17 protein-coding genes and 1 pseudogene are annotated in these 20,012 nt (G+C 73.5%); 13 read left to right on the top strand and 5 right to left on the bottom strand.

Annotated features, from left to right (window positions below):
- The first annotated feature begins 179 nt into the window (after nucleotides 1-179).
- The 4 genes from IH48_RS0100625 to IH48_RS0100610 all read left to right on the top strand — a co-directional run bounded on the left by IH48_RS0100625 (nucleotide 180) and on the right by IH48_RS0100610 (nucleotide 6,234).
- Nucleotides 180-2,285, top strand: a complete 2,106-nt coding sequence (locus tag IH48_RS0100625) for an N-6 DNA methylase (protein WP_030897574.1) — start codon at nucleotides 180-182, stop codon at nucleotides 2,283-2,285.
- Between the two features lie 200 nt (nucleotides 2,286-2,485).
- Nucleotides 2,486-3,070 carry a hypothetical protein gene (locus IH48_RS0100620; RefSeq protein WP_030897571.1) on the top strand — a complete coding sequence of 195 codons (585 nt, stop codon included), beginning with the start codon at nucleotides 2,486-2,488 and terminating at the stop codon, nucleotides 3,068-3,070.
- The gene (locus IH48_RS0100615; RefSeq protein WP_030897569.1) at nucleotides 3,067-4,605 is read left to right on the top strand and encodes a serine/threonine-protein kinase; all 1,539 of its coding nucleotides are present in this window, start codon (nucleotides 3,067-3,069) and stop codon (nucleotides 4,603-4,605) included. The genes IH48_RS0100620 and IH48_RS0100615 overlap by 4 nt, the downstream gene beginning before the upstream one ends.
- Nucleotides 4,606-4,713: 108 nt before the next feature.
- The gene (locus IH48_RS0100610) at nucleotides 4,714-6,234 is read left to right on the top strand and encodes an FAD-dependent monooxygenase (protein WP_030897566.1); all 1,521 of its coding nucleotides are present in this window, start codon (nucleotides 4,714-4,716) and stop codon (nucleotides 6,232-6,234) included.
- Between the two features lie 101 nt (nucleotides 6,235-6,335).
- Here the strand turns inward: IH48_RS0100610 and IH48_RS0100605 are convergent, their stop codons facing one another.
- Nucleotides 6,336-7,256, bottom strand: a complete 921-nt coding sequence (locus IH48_RS0100605; protein WP_030897565.1) for a class I SAM-dependent methyltransferase — start codon at nucleotides 7,254-7,256, stop codon at nucleotides 6,336-6,338.
- A 9-nt stretch (nucleotides 7,257-7,265) separates the two neighbouring features.
- A complete protein-coding gene (locus tag IH48_RS0100600; protein WP_234434070.1) occupies nucleotides 7,266-9,746 on the bottom strand; it encodes a YfhO family protein in 2,481 nt (826 codons plus the stop codon).
- A 123-nt stretch (nucleotides 9,747-9,869) separates the two neighbouring features.
- Between IH48_RS0100600 and IH48_RS0100595 the strand changes: the two genes are divergently transcribed.
- From IH48_RS0100595 to IH48_RS0100580, 4 genes are all read left to right on the top strand, one after another.
- Nucleotides 9,870-10,895, top strand: a complete 1,026-nt coding sequence (locus IH48_RS0100595) for a glycosyltransferase family 2 protein (RefSeq protein ID WP_078849372.1) — start codon at nucleotides 9,870-9,872, stop codon at nucleotides 10,893-10,895.
- Nucleotides 10,892-11,377: a GtrA family protein gene (locus IH48_RS0100590; RefSeq protein WP_051838899.1), complete on the top strand. Its 486-nt coding sequence runs from the start codon at nucleotides 10,892-10,894 to the stop codon at nucleotides 11,375-11,377. Before IH48_RS0100595 ends, IH48_RS0100590 begins: the two co-directional genes overlap by 4 nt.
- A gap of 96 nt (nucleotides 11,378-11,473) precedes the next feature.
- Nucleotides 11,474-12,154: a SurA N-terminal domain-containing protein gene (locus IH48_RS0100585; RefSeq protein WP_234434069.1), complete on the top strand. Its 681-nt coding sequence runs from the start codon at nucleotides 11,474-11,476 to the stop codon at nucleotides 12,152-12,154.
- 46 nt (nucleotides 12,155-12,200) lie between these two features.
- The gene (locus tag IH48_RS0100580) at nucleotides 12,201-13,229 is read left to right on the top strand and encodes a nucleoside triphosphate pyrophosphohydrolase (RefSeq protein ID WP_030897551.1); all 1,029 of its coding nucleotides are present in this window, start codon (nucleotides 12,201-12,203) and stop codon (nucleotides 13,227-13,229) included.
- 3 nt (nucleotides 13,230-13,232) lie between these two features.
- Here the strand turns inward: IH48_RS0100580 and IH48_RS0100575 are convergent, their stop codons facing one another.
- Nucleotides 13,233-13,499, bottom strand: a complete 267-nt coding sequence (locus IH48_RS0100575; protein WP_030897549.1) for a hypothetical protein — start codon at nucleotides 13,497-13,499, stop codon at nucleotides 13,233-13,235.
- Between the two features lie 206 nt (nucleotides 13,500-13,705).
- Here IH48_RS0100575 and IH48_RS0100570 point away from each other — a divergent pair, with 206 nt between their 5' ends.
- Nucleotides 13,706-14,422 carry a leucine-rich repeat domain-containing protein gene (locus IH48_RS0100570; protein WP_030897547.1) on the top strand — a complete coding sequence of 239 codons (717 nt, stop codon included), beginning with the start codon at nucleotides 13,706-13,708 and terminating at the stop codon, nucleotides 14,420-14,422.
- Nucleotides 14,423-14,462: 40 nt separating this feature from the next.
- Here the strand turns inward: IH48_RS0100570 and IH48_RS0100565 are convergent, their stop codons facing one another.
- The gene (locus tag IH48_RS0100565) at nucleotides 14,463-15,311 is read right to left on the bottom strand and encodes a helix-turn-helix transcriptional regulator (RefSeq protein WP_030897544.1); all 849 of its coding nucleotides are present in this window, start codon (nucleotides 15,309-15,311) and stop codon (nucleotides 14,463-14,465) included.
- Nucleotides 15,312-15,413: 102 nt separating this feature from the next.
- Here IH48_RS0100565 and IH48_RS0100560 point away from each other — a divergent pair, with 102 nt between their 5' ends.
- Nucleotides 15,414-16,178 (top strand): SDR family oxidoreductase, encoded by a 765-nt coding sequence (locus IH48_RS0100560; RefSeq protein WP_030897542.1) that lies wholly within the window; start codon nucleotides 15,414-15,416, stop codon nucleotides 16,176-16,178.
- Nucleotides 16,179-16,204: 26 nt separating this feature from the next.
- Here the strand turns inward: IH48_RS0100560 and IH48_RS0100555 are convergent, their stop codons facing one another.
- Entirely contained in the window at nucleotides 16,205-17,086 is an 882-nt protein-coding gene (locus IH48_RS0100555) for an SDR family oxidoreductase (RefSeq protein ID WP_030897540.1), read from the bottom strand.
- A gap of 111 nt (nucleotides 17,087-17,197) precedes the next feature.
- Between IH48_RS0100555 and IH48_RS32860 the strand changes: the two are divergent.
- The 3 genes and pseudogenes from IH48_RS32860 to IH48_RS0100540 form a co-directional block, all read left to right on the top strand.
- Nucleotides 17,198-17,410: pseudogene (locus IH48_RS32860) on the top strand (TetR family transcriptional regulator C-terminal domain-containing protein); the annotation flags it as partial.
- Between the two features lie 124 nt (nucleotides 17,411-17,534).
- A complete protein-coding gene (locus IH48_RS0100545; RefSeq protein ID WP_078849371.1) occupies nucleotides 17,535-18,485 on the top strand; it encodes an MOSC domain-containing protein in 951 nt (316 codons plus the stop codon).
- An 83-nt stretch (nucleotides 18,486-18,568) separates the two neighbouring features.
- Nucleotides 18,569-19,816, top strand: coding sequence for a cytochrome P450 family protein (locus IH48_RS0100540; RefSeq protein WP_030897530.1), 1,248 nt, complete (start codon nucleotides 18,569-18,571; stop codon nucleotides 19,814-19,816).
- Nucleotides 19,817-20,012 lie beyond the last annotated feature (196 nt).

The following is a 20,012-nucleotide window of genomic DNA, read 5'->3' as shown; positions in this document are numbered from 1 at the left end:
GGTCCCCCCTCCTCCTGGGACGAAGACGCCCCGTGTAGCGGTGGGTCAATGACAGCAGAGCCTGTGAACCGAGTCAACACGTAAATTCATGCACAGTCTGTTTTCGTCTGTGAATGCCATGCTTACGACGTGCGCCTGTATGCTCTGCCCGACATCGGACTCGTCAGGGGAGGCAGCCCGTGCCGGAGAACGCGACAGAGGTCACGGCCGCCGGGATCGCCAGACTCGCCGGCGTGGGGCGCGCCGCCGTCAGCAACTGGCGGCGCAGGCACGCCGACTTCCCGCAGCCCGTCGGCGGCACCGAGACCAGCCCCTCGTTCGCGCTCCGCGACGTCGAGGACTGGCTGCGGGCCCAGGGCAAGCTCGCGGAGGTGCCGCTGCGCGAGCGCGTGTGGCAGGAGCTGGCCGGCGATCCGGCGGGCGCGGCCGCCGCCCTCGTCAGGGTCGGCTGCGTGCTCGCTCTGGTACGCGAGCGGCCCGCCGAGTGGCGCCGGCTCGCCGGGCGCGGCGACGCGGAGCTCGCGCGGCGCCTGCCCGCCGCGCTGGAGGAGGTGCTGGCCCCCCGGCTGTCCGCCGACCACGAACGCCCCGCGGTACCCGCGGCGTCCGCCGGTCAACTCCTGCCGCCCGTAGGTCTGTTGCGGGGCGCGGCCGACCTGGCGGGCGAGCTCGGCGCCCCGCGCGCCTTCGAGTTCCTGCTCGGCCGCTACCTCGATGCCAACCCCCGCCAGTACACACTCACCCCACCCGAGACCGCGGGACTCATGAGCGCGCTCGCCGGCGCCTGCGACGGCAGCGCCACCGTCCTCGACCCGGCGTCCGGCACCGGTTCGCTGCTCTGCGCCGTGGGGCGCTCCGGCGCGCTCTACGCGCAGGAGGCGGCGCCGGAACTCGCCGCGCTGACCGCGTTGCGCCTCGTGCTGTGCACCGACCCCGGCACCGCGCACATCGCCGTCGCCGCGGGCGACACGCTGCGCGCCGACGCCTTCCCGCGCCTCGCCGCCGACGCCGTGCTCTGCCACCCGCCGTTCAACGAGCGCAACTGGGGCCACGACGAGCTGGCCTACGACCCGCGCTGGGAGTACGGCTTCCCCGCGCGCACCGAGTCGGAGTTGGCCTGGGTCCAGCACGCGCTCGCCAGACTCCGGCCCGGCGGCACCGCCGTGCTGCTCATGCCGCCCGCCGCCGCGTCCCGACGCTCGGGCCGCCGCGTGCGGGCCGACCTGCTGCGTAGGGGCGCACTGCGCGCGGTCGTCGCGCTGCCCGCGGGCGCCGCGCCGCCCTACGGCGTGCCCCTGCACCTGTGGGTGCTGCGCAGGCCCGGCGGCGCGGGCGCGGCCGCGCAAGCCTCGCCCGAACTCCTCCTCGTGGACACCGCGAACCTCGCCGACGCGGGCGGCGCGCGCGACGACCACGGTGGCCGCGGCGGCCGCGAGGAGCCCGACTGGACGACCGTCCGCTCCACCGCGCTCGACGCGTGGCGCACCTTCGACCGCGACGGCACGCTCACGCAGCGGCCCGGCGTCAGCCGCTCGGTGCCCGCCATCGAACTCCTCGACGACGACGTGGACCTGGCCCCCGCCCGCCACCTCCCGACACCCGCCACGCCGGGAGGCAGCGCCGAACTCGCAGCCCTGCACGACCGGCTCACCGAGACCCTGAGCGCCGCCGTCGAGCTCACCCCGGCGCCCGCGCCCGGTGCCGACGAGGCGGACCCCCCCTCCCGCACGTCCACCACCGTCGGCGAACTCGCCCGCACCGGCGCGCTCGAACTGCGCGCGGGCGGCGCCGGGACGGGGCCCGCGGGCCCCATGCGGGTCCTCACGGAAGCGGACGTACTCACCGGCCAGGGGCCCTCGGGCATCTTGCCTGAAGGCCCGGGGGAGGAGCCCGTACTCGTCAGGCCGGGCGACGTCGTCGTACCCGTACTCGGCGGCGGCTCCGTCGCGCGCGTGGTGGACGAGGCCGCGGCGGGCGCCGCGCTCGGCCGCAACCTCCAGCTGCTGCGCCCCGATCCGGCCGCGCTCGACCCCTGGTTCCTCGCCGGGTTCCTGCGCGGCACGGCCAACAACCGCCGGGCCAGCAGCTACGCGTCCACCGCGACCCGGCTCGACGTGCGCAGGCTCCAGCTGCCGAGGCTGCCGCTCGCCGACCAGCGGCACTACGGCGAACGCTTCCGTGCCATCGCCGCGTTCGAGGAGGCGCTGCGGCGTGCGGGCCAGTTGGGGGACCAGCTCGTACGCGCTCTGTACGACGGCCTGACCGACGGCTCGCTGACGCTGTGACCCGCAGTCCGGCGATATGATCCGCGCTGCCGGTCTGCTGGTGTGACCGGCGCGGCACCTGGTCAAGGCCGGTCCCGTACAACCACGGGGCCGTTGTCGGTGTCGGTGTATACGCTCGTCTTCTCGCGTGGTGCGGACCCCCGTTCGCGGTCGGCCGCCGCTGCCGCGCGCCCAGCCGTCCGACGTCCGAGGAGCGCCCGATGTACGGTGCCGTGCAGCCGCCACCGGTACGCGCACGCATGTCAGGCGTCGCCGCCGTCGCCCTGCGCGTGCTGCTGATGGTGTGCTCGCTGGGCTCGATCGGGCTGCTGGCGTTCGTCCCGCTGCTGCGGATAGCCGTGCTGCGCCGCCGCTGGTACGACTGGGCGCTCATGGGCGTGTCACTGCCCGGTGCCATCGCCCTGTTCGCGCTGGTCGGCACCCAGCCTAAGGACGCGGCGGTCACGAACATCTCGCTGGCCGCGCTGATGGTCATCGCGGTGGCCGCCGCCGTGTACCTCCTCGTGTTCGACATACGCCGCTGCCGGCGCGCCAGGACGGGGCCGGTGGCGCCCCTGTCGCCCGCGCCCGTCATACCGCCCGCCATACCGGGCGGCTACGGATACGGCTGCCCGCCGCCCTACGCGCCACCCGCGCCGCCGCGCACGTACGCGTACGGGCAGCCGCCGCCGATGCCGTCGGCGCCTCCCGCGCCGCCCTCCCCGGCGCACCCGCGGATCGAGCAGGTGCGCGCGGAGCTCGACGAGCTCAGCGCCCTCCTGCGCAAGGAGCAGGACGGCCGGTGAACAGCCGCGTCATCGCCGAGCGCTACGAGCTGTCCACCGTCATCGGGCAGGGCGGCATGGGCCAGGTCTGGACGGCCTACGACCGAAGACTCGACCGGCGCGTCGCCGTGAAACTGCTGCGCCCCGACCGCATGGCCGCCGCCTCCACCGCCGACTCCCTGCGCCGCCGCTTCGTGCGTGAGTGCCGCGTCACCGCGCAGGTCGGCCACCCGGGACTGGTCACCGTGCACGACGCCGGCAGCGACGGCGACGACCTGTACCTCGTCATGCAGTACGTGGAGGGCTCCGACCTCGCCGACCACCTCGCCGAGCACGAGCCGTACCCGTGGAGGTGGGCCGTCGCGGTCGCCGCGCAGCTGTGCGCCGTGCTGGCCGCCGTGCACGCGGTGCCGATCGTGCACCGCGACCTCAAGCCGCGCAACGTGATGGTGCGCCCCGACGGCACGGTGACGGTGCTCGACCTCGGCGTCGCGTCGGTCGTCGACGCCGACACCACGCGGCTCACCCACACCGGAACACCCGTCGGCACCCCCGCCTACATGGCACCCGAGCAGGCCATGGGTGGCGCGGTCGGTCCCGCCACCGACCTGTACGCGCTCGGCGTGCTGCTGCACGAACTCCTCGGCGGCGAGACCCCGTTCGCCGGCACCACCGTGCTGGGTGTGCTCCACCGCCATCTGCACGAGGCGCCACGGCCGCTGCGCACGCTGCGCCCCGAGGTGCCGGGGGCCCTGGAGTCGCTCGTCCTGCACCTGCTGGAGAAGGACCCGCAGCACCGGCCCTCCGGCGCGCAGGCCGTCTACGAGCAGCTCGCCCCGCTGCTGCCGGAGCGCGGCGGCGCGTTGAGCGGGCCGCTCGACCCGACGCGCCCGTTCCTGCGGCCGTACGCGCCCTGGCCCGACCGTGCCGCGGCCCCGCCGCCACCCGCCGCGCCGCCGGCGGTCCCGGCCGCGGCCGCAGCGCGCACCGACGTGGCGGCCGCGGTCGAGGAGGTCAAGCGGCTGCTCGGCGAGGGCGGCATCACGCAGGCCGTGGACATCCTGGGCTCGATCCTGCCCGCGGCCGCCGCCGAGCACGGAGAGGCGTCGCCGATCGTGCGGATCCTGCGCAAGCAGTACGCGGCGACGCTGATGGATGACGGCCAGTACCGCAGGGCGCTGCCCGAGCTGCGGCGGCTCGTGTCCGGCCGCACGGCGCAGGCCGGGCCCGCCGACCCGCAGGTGCTCGGGTTCCGCCAGGACGTGGCCCGCTGCCTGGAGGAGGTCGGCGACAGCGCGGGCGCCCTGGCGGAGTACCAGGCCGTGCTGCCGTACTACGAGGACGGCACGGCGGGCGGCACCGGGAACCGCGACACCGCGTTCGAGGTGCGCAGGCGCATGGCGCAGCTCCTGCTGGCGCTCGGCGACCGCCCCGGGGCGCAGGCACGGCTGGCCGCGCTGCGGTACGACGTGATCCGCGTGTACGGCGCGTACCACCCGCTGGCGGTCGAAGTGGGCCGCTCACTCGACCACCTCGGGCGGATCACCACGTCCTGAGCAGGCGGCGTTTGCTGTCGGTGGCTGTCGGCGCCGTGTCGGTGGCATGTCGGCGCGGTTTGGCACCTTTCAGGAGGACATCGGGTCCGCCTCGAAAGGGTGATCTTCGTGTATGACGTGGTGATAGTGGGCGCGGGCCCGGTCGGCCTGTTCCTCGCGTGCGAGCTCGGACTCGCCGGCTCCTCCGTCCTGGTCCTCGAACAGGAGGCGCGACCCGGCTCGGTGTGGCGGGCGATGCCGCTCGGCTTTCGGGGCCTGTCCGTCGCGTCGGCGGACGCGTTCCACCGCCGGGGGATGCTGCGGGACCTGCTGGTGGCCTCGGGCGCGGGCGACTACCCCGTAGCGGACCCCGACGCCGACGAGGCGGCACCTCCGGCCCGGGTGGGGCACTTCGCCGGCGTGCCGCTCGATCCGGGGAGGATCGACATCGCCGCCCTGCCGTTCCGGCTGCCGGGCCCGGCGATGGAACCCGTGGGGACCAGCCTCGAAGCGGTCGAGGGCGTGCTGTCGGAGCGTGCGGCCAAGCTGGGCGTGGAGATCAGGCGCGGCGTCACGGTCTCGGCCGTCACGCAAGCCGACGGGCACGTGGTAGCGCACGCCGGCGACGAGACGTACGCGGCGCGCTGGCTCGTCGGCTGCGACGGCGGGCGCAGCACGGTGCGCAAGCAGGCGGGCTTCGACTTCGTCGGCACCGAGCCGCGGCTCACCGGCTACTCCATGCTCGCCACCGTCGCCGACCCCGAGAAGCTTCGTCCCGGGTTCAACCCGATGCCGACGGGCATGTACCTGCGGGCGCTCGCGCCGGGGCACCTCGCCGTGATGGAGCTCGACGGTGGCGCGTTCGACCGCTCGCGGCCGCCGGGCCGCGAACACCTCCAGGCGGTTCTGCGGCGCGTGTCCGGCACGGACGTGACGCTGAGCGAGGTCCACTTCGCCTCCACCTACACCGACCGTGCGAAGCAGCCCACGACCTACCGGCGGGGCCGCGTCCTGCTCGCGGGCGACGCCGCGCACATCCACTCCCCGATCGGAGGGCAGGGACTGAACGTCGGCATCGGCGACGCCCTGAACCTCGGCTGGAAGCTCGCCGCCACGCTGCGCGGCGACGCCCCCGAGGGACTGCTCGACTCCTACACCCGCGAGCGCCACCCGGTCGGCGCGTGGGTGCTGGACTGGACGCGTGTCCAGGTGGCGACCATGAGCCCGGACGCGCACGGCCGTGCGGTCAAGGCACTGGTCCACGACCTCCTCGGGACCCGTGACGGGACGACCTACGCGTACGAGAAGCTGTCGGGCTCCGGGCTCCGCTACGACCTCGGCGACGACCATCCGCTGGCCGGCCGCCTCGCCCCCGAGCTGCGCCTGGTGGACGGCACGCGCCTCGGCGACCTGCTGCGGGAAGGACGCGGCGTCGTCCTCGACTTCACGCCGGAGCGCCGCCTGCGCGAGGCGGCGAACGGACTGGACGAGCGGGTCCTGTACGCCGCCGGCCCGGCTCGCGACGACCTCGGGCTCGACGCCGTACTCGTCAGGCCCGACGGCATCGTGGCCTGGGCGGGTGAACGCGGCTTCGAGCAGGCCGCGTTCGAGCGGGCCGCAGGCCGCTGGTTCGGCTGCGCGGCGGTCTGAGGAGCGCGCCCGACAGCGCCCCGCGCCCCTCGCGCCGGTGGTCCCGCGTGCCGTCGGTCCCGCGTGCCGTCGGTCCCGCGTGCCGTCGGTCCCGCGCGGCGTCAGTCCCGCGCGCGCAGGAACGCCGACGTGGACGCCGCGCCCAGCAGCGTGAAACGCGAGCCCGGACGCGCCAGGTGCGCGTCCGCGGCACTCTTCACGCCGCTCCAGCGGTCGTCGCCGTAGTCGTCGACGACCACGATCCCGCCGGGCGCCGCTATCTTCTCGGCCCATTCCAGGTCGGCGCGCACGCCCTCGGCCGAGTGGTCGCCGTCCACCACGATCACGCCGTACTCGCGGTCGGAGACCCGGGCGCGCACGTCGTCGTCGCCGGAGAAGCCCCGCACGACCCGGGCCTCGGCACCCGGCGCCCCGCCGAAGGCGAGGTTGGCGCGCACGACGTCCTCACGCACCGGCGTGCCCGTCGGGTCGGCGGCCTCCCGCGTGCCGGGCTGCAGCTGGCTGCCGGCCAGCGGGTCCACGATCGTCATACGCGGCTCCACGCCGGCACGGTGCAGCATCCGCATCAGGGACGCGGAGAACAGCCCGTAGAGCGTGCCGATCTCCAGGACGTCCCGGTACGCGCGCGGCGCGAGGAGCGGGACGGTGGCGAGCTTGCCGCAGATGTTCTGCGTCGAGCCCGCGAGGCGGCCGACGGCCAGCATCTCCAGCGCGATCACGTTCCGGTAGGCGATCACGACGTTGCGGCGCGCGGCGTCCCGCGGCGCGCCCGTCACCCGCGAGACCTGGCCGACCAGCGTGTCGAGCTGCGCGGTCGTCGGCGTGCGGGGGCCGCTGCGCGCCGTCCCGTCGAACAGCAGCCCGAACGCGTTCTGGCCCTCGCGCAGCGCGGCCACCTCACGCCTGAGCGTGTCGATCTCGGGGCGCAGCGGCCCCGTCCTGCGTTCGATGCGCCGGTCGACGAGGGCGGCGGCGGGCCGAAGCACCCGCCGGGCCAGCGGATTTCTGGTGAGAGCGAACATGCGCGGAACCTATGCCAGTTGCTCCTCCCGGCGGGCCAAGGGCAGATGGTGGCCGGATGAAGGCTTCGTGACGCGCGTCCTACGGGAGAACACCGCGACGGCGGCGAGTACGAGAACGGCGAGGAAACCCGCCGTGCCGCCCGCCTTCACACCCGGCGGCCGCAGCGAGCAGTCCACCGTGGTGCGGCCGTGCAACTTCACGGCGACCAGGCCGAGGTAGGACGCGGCGGGCCTTCCGTCGCACGTCCAGCCGGCGATGCGCGGCGCGGACAGCACGGCGTACCCGGTCGAGCCGCGCGGCAGCACGGCGTGCACACCGCTGTCCGACACGTGCAGCGATACGGCGCCCGTCTCCTTCAGGTGGGCGACGGCTCCGGCGAGCCGTGCGCGGTCGAGGCACCCGACGCTCCACGACGCGGGCGTGGCCGGCCTGCCCGCCTCGGTGCGGAACGTGACCCGCTCGCCCTTCGTGCGCACGGTGCCGAGCGGGGCGAGCGCGGCGCGGAACTTCGGCATGGCGCCGCGCAGTTCGGCCGGTGCACCGGTGCCGAGGCGCGCCGTGCCCCAGAAGTCCGGTGCGGACACGTACGCCTCACTGCCCACCGGGCAGACGCGCGAGGCGGGCACGGTGTAGACGCGCGCGCCGAGCAGCTCCTCCTGGTTGCGAAACGGCGAGTCGCCGTAGCGCGCCGGCGCCGCGGGCCGCAGCGTCACCAGCGGCGGCGCGTCCTCGCGTACCGTGACGGGCGCGCTGCCCGGCGTGGTGCGCAGCCGGGCGCCGACCGAGAAGATCGCGTCCGTCACCGGGTTGTCGAGGCTCTGGATGACGCGCCCGCCCGAGGTCCAGCCCGCGCCCAGCGCCCGCATCGTCCGCGTGTACGTGTCGGACGTCATGCTGCTGTAGTAGCCCGCGCCCTCGCCGCCGATGAGCAGCGGATCGTCGGAACTCACCTGCGTGCGGCCCGGATCGGTGCGGTACTTCGGCCAGCCGTCGGCCTTGGCCACGGCGGCGGCGCGTGCGCTCAGGTCGCGGTCCCAGGTCGGGTAGGCGTGGAACTTCTTCAGCTTGGCGTGGTCGCCGTACGCCATGGCGGTGGCGCCCTGCCCGAGCAGCGAGCCGAGCAGCAGCACGGCGGTCGCGACGGCGGCCGCGCGGCCGCCGCGCCGGGCGAGCAGCAGCCCCGCGCCCGCGCCGGCCACCGCGAGGACGAACAGCGCCGGCGCGGGCGCGTTCGCCATGCGGCTGGAGAGGGCGCCAAGACAGATCACGGCCGGCACCGACAGGCCGTACAGGACGGGGCGCATGCCGGGCCGGCCGCGCGCAAGTGCGGCCCACGCCGCCATGACGACCACCCCGGCGAGCACGAACGTCTCGCGGTACGGGCTGCCGTTGGGTATCGCGAAGGCGTGCCAGGCCAGGCTGGTGGGCCGCCACTGCAGGGACAGCGCGACGCCGGCGACCAGGCCCACCCAGCCCGCGCGTTCGCGCACGGGCGCCGCGCGGTCGAAGGCCAGCGCGCACACCAGCAGGAGGGCGCCGGCGCCCACGAAGACGGCGGGGGACAGGAAGCTGTACGTGCCGGGCATCACCCTGGCGGCCACGTCCGTCCACGGCGACGGCGAGAAGACGGCAGCCGAGCCGGGATAGGCATGCTTCGTGCCCAGGTAGACCGGCAGCAGCACGGGCGCGGCGAGGGCCACGCCCAGCACCACCCGCCACGCGGCGCGCCCCACCGCGTGCACGCGCCCGCGCCCCGTCGTCTCCCGGTCGAGCAGCAGCCGCAGGACCAGCACGAGCGCCGCGCCGATGGTCGCCATGTAGGCGGTGTAGAAGTTGGCGACCCAGGCGAGGGCGACGATCAGCGGGCCGGCGACGGGGCGCCGCCCGGTCCTCGCCCACTCGCCCACCAGGCACAGAAGCGGGAAGGCGATCAGCCCGTCGAGCCACATGGGGTTGTAGGAGGCCTCGATGACGGACCAGCCGCACAGCGCGTACGTCGCGCCGAGGAGCGGGGCGGCCCACCAGGGCGCGGCGCCGCCCCTCGCGCGACCGGCCGAGCCCTGCGCCGACGTGTCCGTGCGGGCGAGCCGGGGCAGGACGGCGGCCATGGCTGCGGCCGCGGCGGCCATCTTGACCACCGTGACGACGTACACGGCGAGATCGATGCGCTCCCGCGGGAAGACGCCGACGAGCAGGGCGAAGGGGCTGGTCAGGTACGTGCCGAGGTCGGGCAGCGAGGCCGCGCCGAACCCCGACTGCCAGTTGAGCAGCAGCCCGCCGTGCGCCGTGCCGTGCAGCAGGTCCCACAGGTGGGCGTGGAAGGGCACGAACTGCGCCCCGAGGTCGTTGACGCCGCGGTCGTGCCGTCCGAAGGGGTACTGGTGCGCGACGGCGTCGCCGGCGCACACCGCGACGGCGGTGATCAGGGCGGCGAGAGCCGGCGCGCGGCCGGGCAGGCGGGCGCGCAGGAATGGCGGGATGGTGGGCACGTAGCCCGAATATGCCAGCTCCGCCCCTGGTCAGGGGCGTTGGCGGCATTCGTTCACGCGCGAGCCGCGCGATATTCATGTGCGGCCCCCGCCGACGACACGCGCGTCGGGTGTCGTTCCTCTGTGCTGATCTCGATAGTGGTCCCGTGTTTCAACGAAGCGGAGATCATCGAACGCTTCCACTCCCATGTGACGAGGGAACTCGCCGCGCTGACCCAGGACCTGGGCCACGCCTTCGAGATCGTCTACGTGGACGACGGCAGCGCGGACGCCACCCGCGCCCTGCTGGAGAAGGGCGCGCGCGCCGACCCGTGCGCCCGGTTCGTCTCGTTCAGCCGCAACTTCGGCAAGGAGGCGGCGATGCTGGCGGGCCTCCAGCACGCCGGGGGCGACGCCGTCGTCATCATGGATGCGGACCTCCAGCACCCGCCCGAGCTGGTGCGCCGCATGCTCGAACTGCACGCGCAGGGCTACGACCAGGTCATCGCGCGGCGCACCCGCAAGGGAGACCGGGTCACGAGGACCCTCATGGCCCGCGCCTACTACCGGCTGATCAACCGGCTCGTCGACGTCGAACTCGTCGACGGTGTCGGCGACTTCAGGCTGCTCTCGCGGCGCACCGTGGACGCCGTCCTGCGGCTGACCGAGAACAACCGCTTCTCCAAGGGCATCTTCGCGTGGGTCGGCTTCCGCACCACGACGTTCGCCTACGAGAACGCGGCACGCGAGCAGGGCCGTTCGAAGTGGAGCTTCGGCAAGCTGCTCAACTACGGCCTCGACGGACTCATATCCTTCAACAACAAGCCCCTGCGTGCCGCGCTGTACCTCGGCTTCCTTCTTCTGTCGCTCGCGATGCTGTACGCCGCGTGGATCGTCGTCTCGACGCTCGTCAACGGCGTCGGCACCCCCGGCTACGCCACCCTGCTCGTCGCGATCACGGCGCTGTCCGGCGTGCAGATGGTGATGATCGGCGTCGTCGGCGAGTACGTCGGCCGCATCTACTACGAGGTCAAGCGGCGCCCGCACTACCTGGTGGCGGCCACGGACGAGGATGCGCGGCGCGCGGAGGCGGCGGCCGAGGCCGGAACTCCCGCGGAGGAGGCTCCCGCGGCCGGTGCGCGCGACCGCGGCGAACTGGTACGCGGATGACGGCGACCGGCGCCGGGGCATCCGCCCCCGCCCGGGCGCGCCGCGCGCGCGCCTGGGGCCAGCTCGTCAGATTCGCCCTGGTGGGAGCCGTCAACACCGGTACGTACTACGCCTGTTACCTGGCGCTCCTGCACGGGGCAGGGCTGCCCTACGTCGTCGCCCACGTCATCGCGTTCGCCTCGTCCATGGTCGGCTCGTTCTTCCTGAACAGCCGCTTCACGTACAGGACCCGGCCGACGCTGCGGAAGTTCCTGCTCTTCCCGCTCACCAACGCCGCGAACTTCGCCATCACCACCGGCGGTGTGTACCTGCTGGTCGACGTGGCCGGCATGGACGACACCTACGCGCCGCTGATCGCGGCCGCCTCCGCTATCCCCATCACGTTCCTGGTCTCCCGCACGATCATGCTGCGCCCCGACGAACGGCCGCGCGGGGCCAAGACGGCCGGGCCCGACACGGCGGCGCACCCGGTTCGCTGGTGAATCGTTGGTCCAGACAGTGGCCCACGCCACGCAGACTGCATACCATCGATCACCGCAAGGCTTGTGCATCGAAGCACAATCTCTCGGGAGGCCCCCTTGAACCGCCTGAAGCGCCGCAGCAGCCGCCGCCGCACCGTGCTCATCCTGTCCTCCGCCGCGCTGGTCGCGGGGGTCCCGCTGCTCGCCGCGTGCGGCACCTCGGCCCATCCGGGAGCGGCCGCCGTCGTCGGCGGCAAGCGCATCTCGGTCTCGTCGCTGCAGGCGCAGGTGAACGCCGTGCGCACGGCGCAGAAGGCGTCCCCGCAGGCCGCGACGCTGATCAGCAACAGCGCGCAGCTCAACCAGGCCAAGCTCAACGGCATGATCTTCGACCGGGTCCTCGACCGCGCCGCGAAGGACGCGGGCGTCTCCGCCACCCGCCACGAGGTCCAGGTGGCGCGGCAGCGCGCGGCGGCGGGACAACCGGGCGGCGAGAAGCAGCTGGAGGCGACGCTCCTGCAGCAGGCGGCGATCACCCCGGGCCAGATCGACGGCGCGGTCCGCCGCGACGTGCTGATGTCGAAGGTGGCGAAGGCCGTCGGCGGCGACACCACCACGCCGGCGGGCCAGCAGAAGCTCCTCACGGCGCTCACGAAGGCGTCGAAGGAACTGAATGTCGACGTGAACCCGCGCTACGGGACCTGGAGCGACACCAAGGTCGCGCTCGGCAACACCAAGACCGACTGGATCAAGCAGGTCACGCAGCAGGCGAAGCAGCAGGAGCCCACGGGCGCGTGAAGGCGCGCGTGAGGCCGGGCGGGCGCGACGGGGTAGGTTCGGCAAGGTGACGGACAACCCCACCTCCCAGCCGCCCACCTCCCCGCAGCCCACCGGCCGGATCGTCCTGCTCACGGTGAGCCACCGGGTCGCCCCCGGCCTGCTGTCCTTCCAGGCCTGGGACGCGCTGCGTGCCGCCGACCACGTCCTGTGCGCCGACGCCGGGCACCCGCTGCTGCCGTACGTGTGGGACGCGGGCGTCACGGTCGAGATCGCGGCGCCCACGGCGACCGAACTGGTCGACGCCTGCGGCCCCGGCGTCACGCTCGTCGTCATCCCGCCGGCCGCCGAGAGCGCGGACACCGCGCTGACCGACGGCCTCGCCCGCCTCGCGGGCTCCGGCCGCGCCGCCATGCCCGATCTTGAGCTGCTGCCCGGCTCCTACGACGTGCCGGGCGCGCGCCTGCTCGACCTGGTGCAGGTCATGGACCGGATCAGGCGCGCCTGCCCGTGGACGTCGACGCAGACGCACGAGGGCCTGGCCAAGTACGCCATCGAGGAGGCGTACGAGCTGGTCGAGGCGATCGAGGACGGCGACGCGACGGAGTTGCGCGAGGAGCTGGGCGACGTCCTGCTCCAGGTCGCGCTCCACGCGCGCATCGCCGAGGACGCGGCGGACGCCTCCGACGCGTTCTCCATCGACGACGTCGCCGCCACGCTCGTCGAGAAGCTGATCCACCGCCACCCGCACGTCTTCGGCGACGAGACGGCACAAACCCCGGAGGACGTGCACGCGCTGTGGCTGCGCACGAAGGCCGTGGAGAAGCACCACCGCACGTCGGTGACGGACGGCATCCCCCTCGGCCAGCCCGCCCTGGCCCTCGCGGCGAAGCTCGCGGGCCGCGCCAGGTCGGCGGGGCTCGACGTCAAGCTCCCGGACGTCCCCGCCGGGGCCGACGAGGTGGGCCGCGCCCTGCTGGCCATGGCGGTGCACGCGGAGACGACGGGCGCGGACCCGGAAACGTCCCTGCGCACGGCGGCCCGCGCGTACCGCGACGCGATCAGAGCGGCGGAGTCCGCCCCGCCGAGCGCCTGAGGCTCAGCCGCGCCGCACGGAGAGCAGCCATGCCACGGCGGCAAGCCCCACCGCCAGGGCGACGAGGTACAGGCCGAGACGATCCGGAGTCACCGAGCGGCTCCACACCGGCCACGCGGACGTGGTGTACCTGTCGGCCGCCAGGTGGTCGGCGTACACGCGGGGCGGTGAACCGAACCGCCCACGCACCCACAGCAGGGCGCCGATGACGGCGCAGGTCGCGGATACCGAGTACAGGACGGTGACGCGGCGCGCGGGCGGTCTGCTCAAAGGGGCACTCCCTCATAGGCGTTGCAGCGTGTAGTGATTGTCGCCACCCGCACCGACCGCACCCGCACCGACCGCACCCGCGCCGGGTCCGCCCAGCCGCCTTGGGGCCCGGGCGTCCCGCCCTCGTGATTCGCAAACTGGAGCGCGGCGCCGCCCGTAGGTTGCCGGGAGCAGGGAGTCACATCAAGCACGGGAGGCACGCCGGCGTGACAGCGACACTGAGCCTGTGGAAGCGCCAACTCAGGGTGCTGCCAGATACGTTATGGCAGCGAAGCGAACTCGACGTGCTGATCCTCGCGGACAACGCACTGACGGAGATCCCGCCCGAGATCGCGCGGCTGAGGCGGCTGCACACCCTGGATCTGGGCCACAACGCACTCACCTCGATCCCCCGCGAGCTGACCGAACTGCCTCTCACCCAGTACCTTTACTTGCACGACAACCTGCTCACGGAGCTTCCCCGATCCTTGGGCCGGCTCACGGAACTCCGGTACCTCAACGTCGGCGACAACCGGCTCACCGGCTTGCCTGCGACGATCGGCGCCATGGCGGGGCTGGTGGAACTCCGCGCCGAACACAACCAATTGGCCGAGCTCCCCGCATCGGTCGGCCGCCTCGGCAGGCTCCGCGAGCTGTGGCTGCGCGGCAATCGGCTCACCGGCCTTCCGGCGTCTGTCGCGGACCTGGCCGATCTGCGCCATCTCGACCTGCGGGACAACGAGCTCACGGACGTACCGGAGGCCCTGGCGGGACTCCCGCGCCTGCGCCATCTCGACCTTCGCAGCAATCGACTCCGCACACTGCCCGACTGGCTGGCCGGGCTCCCCGCACTCGAGAGGCTGGACCTGCGCTGGAACACCGTCGAGCCGGCACGGCGCCTGCTCGATCGTCTCGCGCAGCGGGGATGCGCCGTCTGGGCATGAAGGAGGTGCGCCTCCCACACCGGCGGCGGGACGGACGGGACTACCGCTCCGCCTCCGCGAAGCGGCCGTGGCCGAGCACCGCGAGCAGTTGCAGCTTCTCGTGGCCCTCGGTGCGCGGCGGCGCGGTGAGTACCAGGAGGGTCTGCGACTGGTCCTCGGTGAACAGCGCCTGGCAGTCCAGTTCGATCTCGCCGAGCTCCGGGTGGACGAGCGTCTTGTGGTCCTCGAACCGTTGCGCCACCTCGTGCCGCGCCCACAGTTCGGCGAACTCCCCGCTCGCCTTCTGCAGCGCACGGACGAGTTCGCCGGCGTCCGAGCGCGGGCCGCGCAGGCCGTGGGCGGCGCGCAGGTTCGCCACCTGGGCGCGGCTGTGCCGGTCCCGGTCGGCCTCCGGGTAGACCGACCGCTCCGCGGGGTCGGTGAACCAGCGGTAGATCGCGCTGCGGGCGAGGCCCGTGTGGTGCGAGACGTCGCCGAACAGGGCCGTGGCCATCCTGTTCTGCACGAGCGTCTCGCCGACGTCGGTCAGGACGAGCGCCGGCGTGTCGACCAGCCGGTCGAGCACCCGCAGCAGCGCGGGGGCCACGTGCTGTGCGGCCGACAGCGACGCGGGCGCGTTGTGTCCGGCCACCCGGAACAGGTAGCCGCGTTCGTCGTTCGTCAGACGCAGCGCGCGGGCGAGCGAGGCCAGCATCTGCTCGCTCGGCTGTGGGCCACGCTGCTGCTCCAGCCGCGTGTAGTAGTCGGTCGACATCACGGCGAGTGACGCGACCTCCTCGCGCCGCAGGCCCCGGGTGCGCCTGCGCGCGCCCGGGGGCAGGCCCACGTCCTCCGGCTGGATCGCCTCGCGGCGGCGGCGGAGGAAGTCGGCCAGGGCTGCACGGTCCATGGGTGCGATTATCGTCCGGGCCCGGTGGGCGAGCCAGGGATCGCCGATCCCCCGATAACCGGTCTCTGCACCTGGGGCGGGGGACTGGCGACGATGGGACGCATGAACATCTCAGGGAACACCGTCTTCATCCCCGGATCGACCAGCGGCATCGGCCTCGCCCTCGCCCTTGAGCTGCGGGCCAGGGGGAACACCGTGATCGTCGGAGGCCGCCGCGCCGACCTGCTGGAACGGATCGCGGCCGAGCACCCGGGCATCGACACCGTAAGGATCGACACCACGGACCCCGCGAGCATCGACTCCGCCGCGAAGCGGGTGCTGGCCGACCACCCGGGACTGAACGTCCTCGTCACCATGGCCGGTGTGATGCGTGCCGAGGACTGGCGCGACCCCGCGTCGTTCCTCGCGTCGGCCGAGTCCACGGTGGTGACGAACGTGCTCGGCCCGATCCGGCTCATCGCCGCGTTCACGGAGCACCTGCAGGCACAGCCGGACGCCACGATCGTCACCGTCTCCTCGGGCCTGGCGTTCACACCGCTCAAGGTCACGCCGAGCTACAACGCCTCGAAGGCCGCGATCCACATGCTCAGCGAGTCCGTCAGGCTGCAGTACGCCGGCACGTCGGTGAGGATCGTGGAGCTGGAGCCGCCGTCGGTCCAGACCGCGCTGATGCCGGGGCAGGAGGACAACGAGCACGCCATGCCGCTCGACGAGTTCGTCGCGGAGGCGGTCGGTCTGCTGGACTCTCAGCCGGACGCGAAGGAGATCCAGGTCGAGCGCGTGAAGTTCCTGCGCTACGGCGAGGCCCGCGGCGACTACGACCAGGTCGTCGAGGCACTCAACAACACCGACCCGCACGGGAAGTAGGCCGGGAGGCACGGCGCGCCCCGCGCTCAGGGCTCGATGTTCTCCAGGTCGTCCAGCAGGCTCGGGTGGGTGGGCTGCCAGCCGAGCGCCTGCCGGGTGTGGGCGCTGGTGGCGGGCTGGTCGGCGGCGAAGACCTGCCCGAGCGGGCCGTACGTCTCCTCGGGGACGGACTTGACGGGCAGGTCGAGGCGCCGGCCGATGACGGCGGCGATGTCGCGCACCGCGTCGCCCTCGTCGGCCACGGCGTGCCAGGCGGTGCCCGGCTCGGCCTTCTCCAGGGCGAGGCGGAAGAGGACCGCCGCGTCGAGCGCGTGGACGGCGGGCCAGCGCTGCGTGCCGTCGCCCGCATAGCCCGAGACGCCGGACTGGCGCGCCATCTGGGTGAGCAGGCCGGCGAAGCCGCCCGCGCCGTTGTTGTGGACGGTGCGCGGCATGCGCACGGCCGAGGTGCGTACCCCGCGCGAGGCCAGGCCGAGGACCCCGTTCACCGTGCGGCCGCGGCCACCGACCGCGCCGTCCAACGGCAGCGGGTCCGCCTCGGTGGAGGCGCGGCCGGGCGCGGCGGGCGTGCCCGAGACGGTGACGAAGGGTCGGTCGCTGCCCGCGAGCACCTCGCCGATGGCGGTGACGGCGGCGTTCTCCTCCGCGACCGCGTCGTCCCAGGCCTGTGCGCTGCTGAAGTCGTTGGCGAACGCCAGGTGAATCACCCCGTCGGCCCGCGCGGCGCCCGCGCGCAGGACATCCAGGTCGGCCAGGCTTCCCCGGAGGGGTTCGCCGCCCGCCTCCTCGACGGCCCGGGCGGAGGCGTCGGAGCGCGCGAGTGCGAGAACGGTGTGGCCGTGGCCGAGCAACTCGGCGACGACGGCGGAGCCGATCAGGCCGGTGCCGCCGGTGATGAAGACGCGCATGGAACTCTCCCGCAAGTGATGGGACTCTTGTTTCATCACTCTACATGGTGATGGGACAAGAGTCTCGTCGAGAGAGGATGACGAGCAGTTGCGCGCCCCGTCTCGGAGTTCTTCGACTGGCTGCAGCAGCGTGTGGCCGACGTGCCGGCCGAGGGGGTGCGGGGAGGCGAACTGCGCCCGGAGATCGATGTCGCGGCGATGGCCTCGCTCCTCATCGCTTCCGTCCAGGGCGGCTACGTACTCGCCCGTGCCCAGCGCAGCCAGGAAGCGTTCCGCCGCGCCACCGACGCGGCCAAGGTGGCCCTGTCCGGCTTCGCGGCGTGAACCACCCGCCGCAGCGGGCGGGTTCGGGCGATGCGGGACACCGGGGTGCGGCCGCCCCACCATGGATGGCAGCATCCGTCGGGGGCCGGTGGCCTTCCTGAGGGCCGATCGAAGGAGGCCGAACATGGCAGGTGTCGTCGAGCTGGTCTGCTATCCCGTCAAAGGATGTGCGGGCATGTCCCTGGCCGACGCGCATCTCACCACGGCGGGCCTCGCACACGACCGCAGCTTCATGGTCGTCAGCGAGGCCGGGGTCTACCGGACTCAGCGCCACCATCCGCGTCTTGCCCTGGTACGGCCCTCCGTCGCCCCCGACGGGGGCATCCTCACCCTGGATTCGGCCGGTGCGGCGGGCTGCTGCGGCAAGCTGAGCGTCGACGTCACCACGGACGCACCACGACGCGACGTGGACCTGTTCGGCACCCGGTACCGGGGCATCGACCAGGGCGGTGAGGCCGCGGCCTGGCTCTCGGAGTTCCTCGGCGTCTCCAGCCGGCTGGTCCGCGTTCCGCCGGAGCACGACCGTGTCACCGACGGCCTGACCCCTGGCCGCACCGGCTATGCCGACAGCAGCGCCGTGCACCTGGTGGCCTCCTCGTCCCTCGATCTCCTCAACCGGCGCATGGCCGAGCGCGGCGCCCCTGGCCTGGCCATGGACCGGTTCCGCCCGAACATCGTCGTCGGCGCCGGCCCGGCCGAGAGCCTCGGCGACGGGAGCCGGGACTGGGCCGCCGTTCCGCACGCCGAGGACAGCGCGCGCCGCATCGCCGTCGGAGCGGCGGAACTGGGGTACACCAAGGCCGCGGTGAGATGCGCGGTCACCCTCGTGGACCAGGAGGCCGGGGAGCGGCAGGGGCCCGAGCCGCTGCGCACGCTCGCGGGCTACCGGCGAACGGCGGGCGGCGGAGTGGTGTTCGGCGTGAAGTTCTCCGTGGTGCGGCCGGGGAAGCTGTCCGTCGGCGATGAGGTGCGCGTCCAGGAGTGGGACGAGAGCGAACGGCGCCACGGGCCGGGCCCCAGGTTCCGCGAGGGGATCGGCGTGACGCCGCCGGGCACCTCTCCGTCCCCTATATAGGACTCCTATAGGACTCCCCTATATAGGACGACGAATCGAGGACGCGTTTCCGGGCTCCCCGCGAAGCTGCGTACCGTCCTCCTATGCAGCCCGAGAACCCGCCCGTCCCCGACCTCTTCTCGTGGGAGTTCGCCGCCGACCCCTACCCCACGTACGCCTGGCTGCGCGAGCACGCGCCGGTGCGGTGGACGCGGTTGCCGAGCGGGGTCGAGGCGTGGCTCGTCACCCGGTACGCGGACGCGCGTGCCGCGCTCGCCGAGACGCGGCTGTCCAAGAACCCCGTGCACCATGCCGAGCCGGCGCACGCCCGCGGCAAGACCGGCATCCCGGGGGAGCGCGGCGCGGACCTGATGACGCATCTGCTGAACATCGACCCGCCCGACCACACCCGGCTGCGCCGACTCGTGTCGAAGGCGTTCACCCCGCGCCGGGTCGCGGAGTTCGCGCCCCGCGTGCGGGAGCTGGCGGACGGGCTCATCGACGGCTTCGCGGCGGACGGGTCCGCGGATCTCATCCATGCGTTCGCCTTCCCGCTGCCCATCTATGCCATCTGCGATCTCCTCGGGGTGCCGCGCGAGGACCAGGACGACTTCCGTGACTGGGCCGGCATGATGATCCGCCACGGGGGCGGCCCGCGCGGCGGCGTGGCGCGCGCCGTCAAGAAGATCCGCGCCTACCTCGCCGACCTGATCCACCGCAAGCGGCAGGACCTCGGCGACGACCTGATCTCCGGCCTGATCCGGGCCAGCGACCACGCCGAGCAGCTGACCGAGAACGAGGTGGCCGCGATGTGCTTCGTGCTCCTGTTCGCCGGGTTCGAGACGACGGTGAACCTGATCGGCAACGGCACGTACGCCCTGCTGCGCAACCCGGAGCAGCGCGCGCTGCTGCAGGACGCGCTGCGCACGGGTGACGACGCGCTGCTCGCCACCGGCATCGAGGAACTCCTCCGCTACGACGGGCCCGTGGAGCTCGCGACCTGGCGCTACGCCACCGAGCCGCTGACCGTCGGCGGCCAGTCCGTCGCCACGGGCGACCCCGTGCTCGTCGTGCTCGCCGCCGCCGACCGCGACCCCGAGCGGTTCCACGGGCCCGACACGCTCGACCTCGCCCGGCGTGACAATCAACACCTCGGCTACGGCCACGGCATCCACTACTGTCTCGGCGCGCCGCTGGCCCGCCTCGAAGGGCGGGCGGCGCTCACCGCGCTCCTGACTCGCCTGCCCGATCTGCGGCTTGCGGCCGATCCGGCCGAATTGCGGTGGCGTGGGGGGCTCATCATGCGCGGTTTGCGCACGCTTCCGGTCCGCTTCGCACCCCTGCGTGACTGAGCTCGTGTCAAGTTTGTGATATTCGCGTTATCTCCACTGCACTCGCTTGTGGCAGGTGTTCGACTGACGCTACGTTGCCGACCGGCCCACCGGTCACAGGTGACGTGTGCCGCCCCACAACGGCGGCGGACGCACGGATCCGCGGTGGAGTTCCATCGGGGGTGGGCCGCTTCGCGCGTCGCGCGTTCCACGCGTG

It is taken from the genome of Streptomyces sp. NRRL F-5126 (genome assembly GCF_000721265.1).
Taxonomy (GTDB): Bacteria; Actinomycetota; Actinomycetes; order Streptomycetales; family Streptomycetaceae; genus Streptomyces.
Note: the sequence above shows the minus strand (reverse complement) of the source record. Positions and strands in the feature narration are given on the sequence as shown.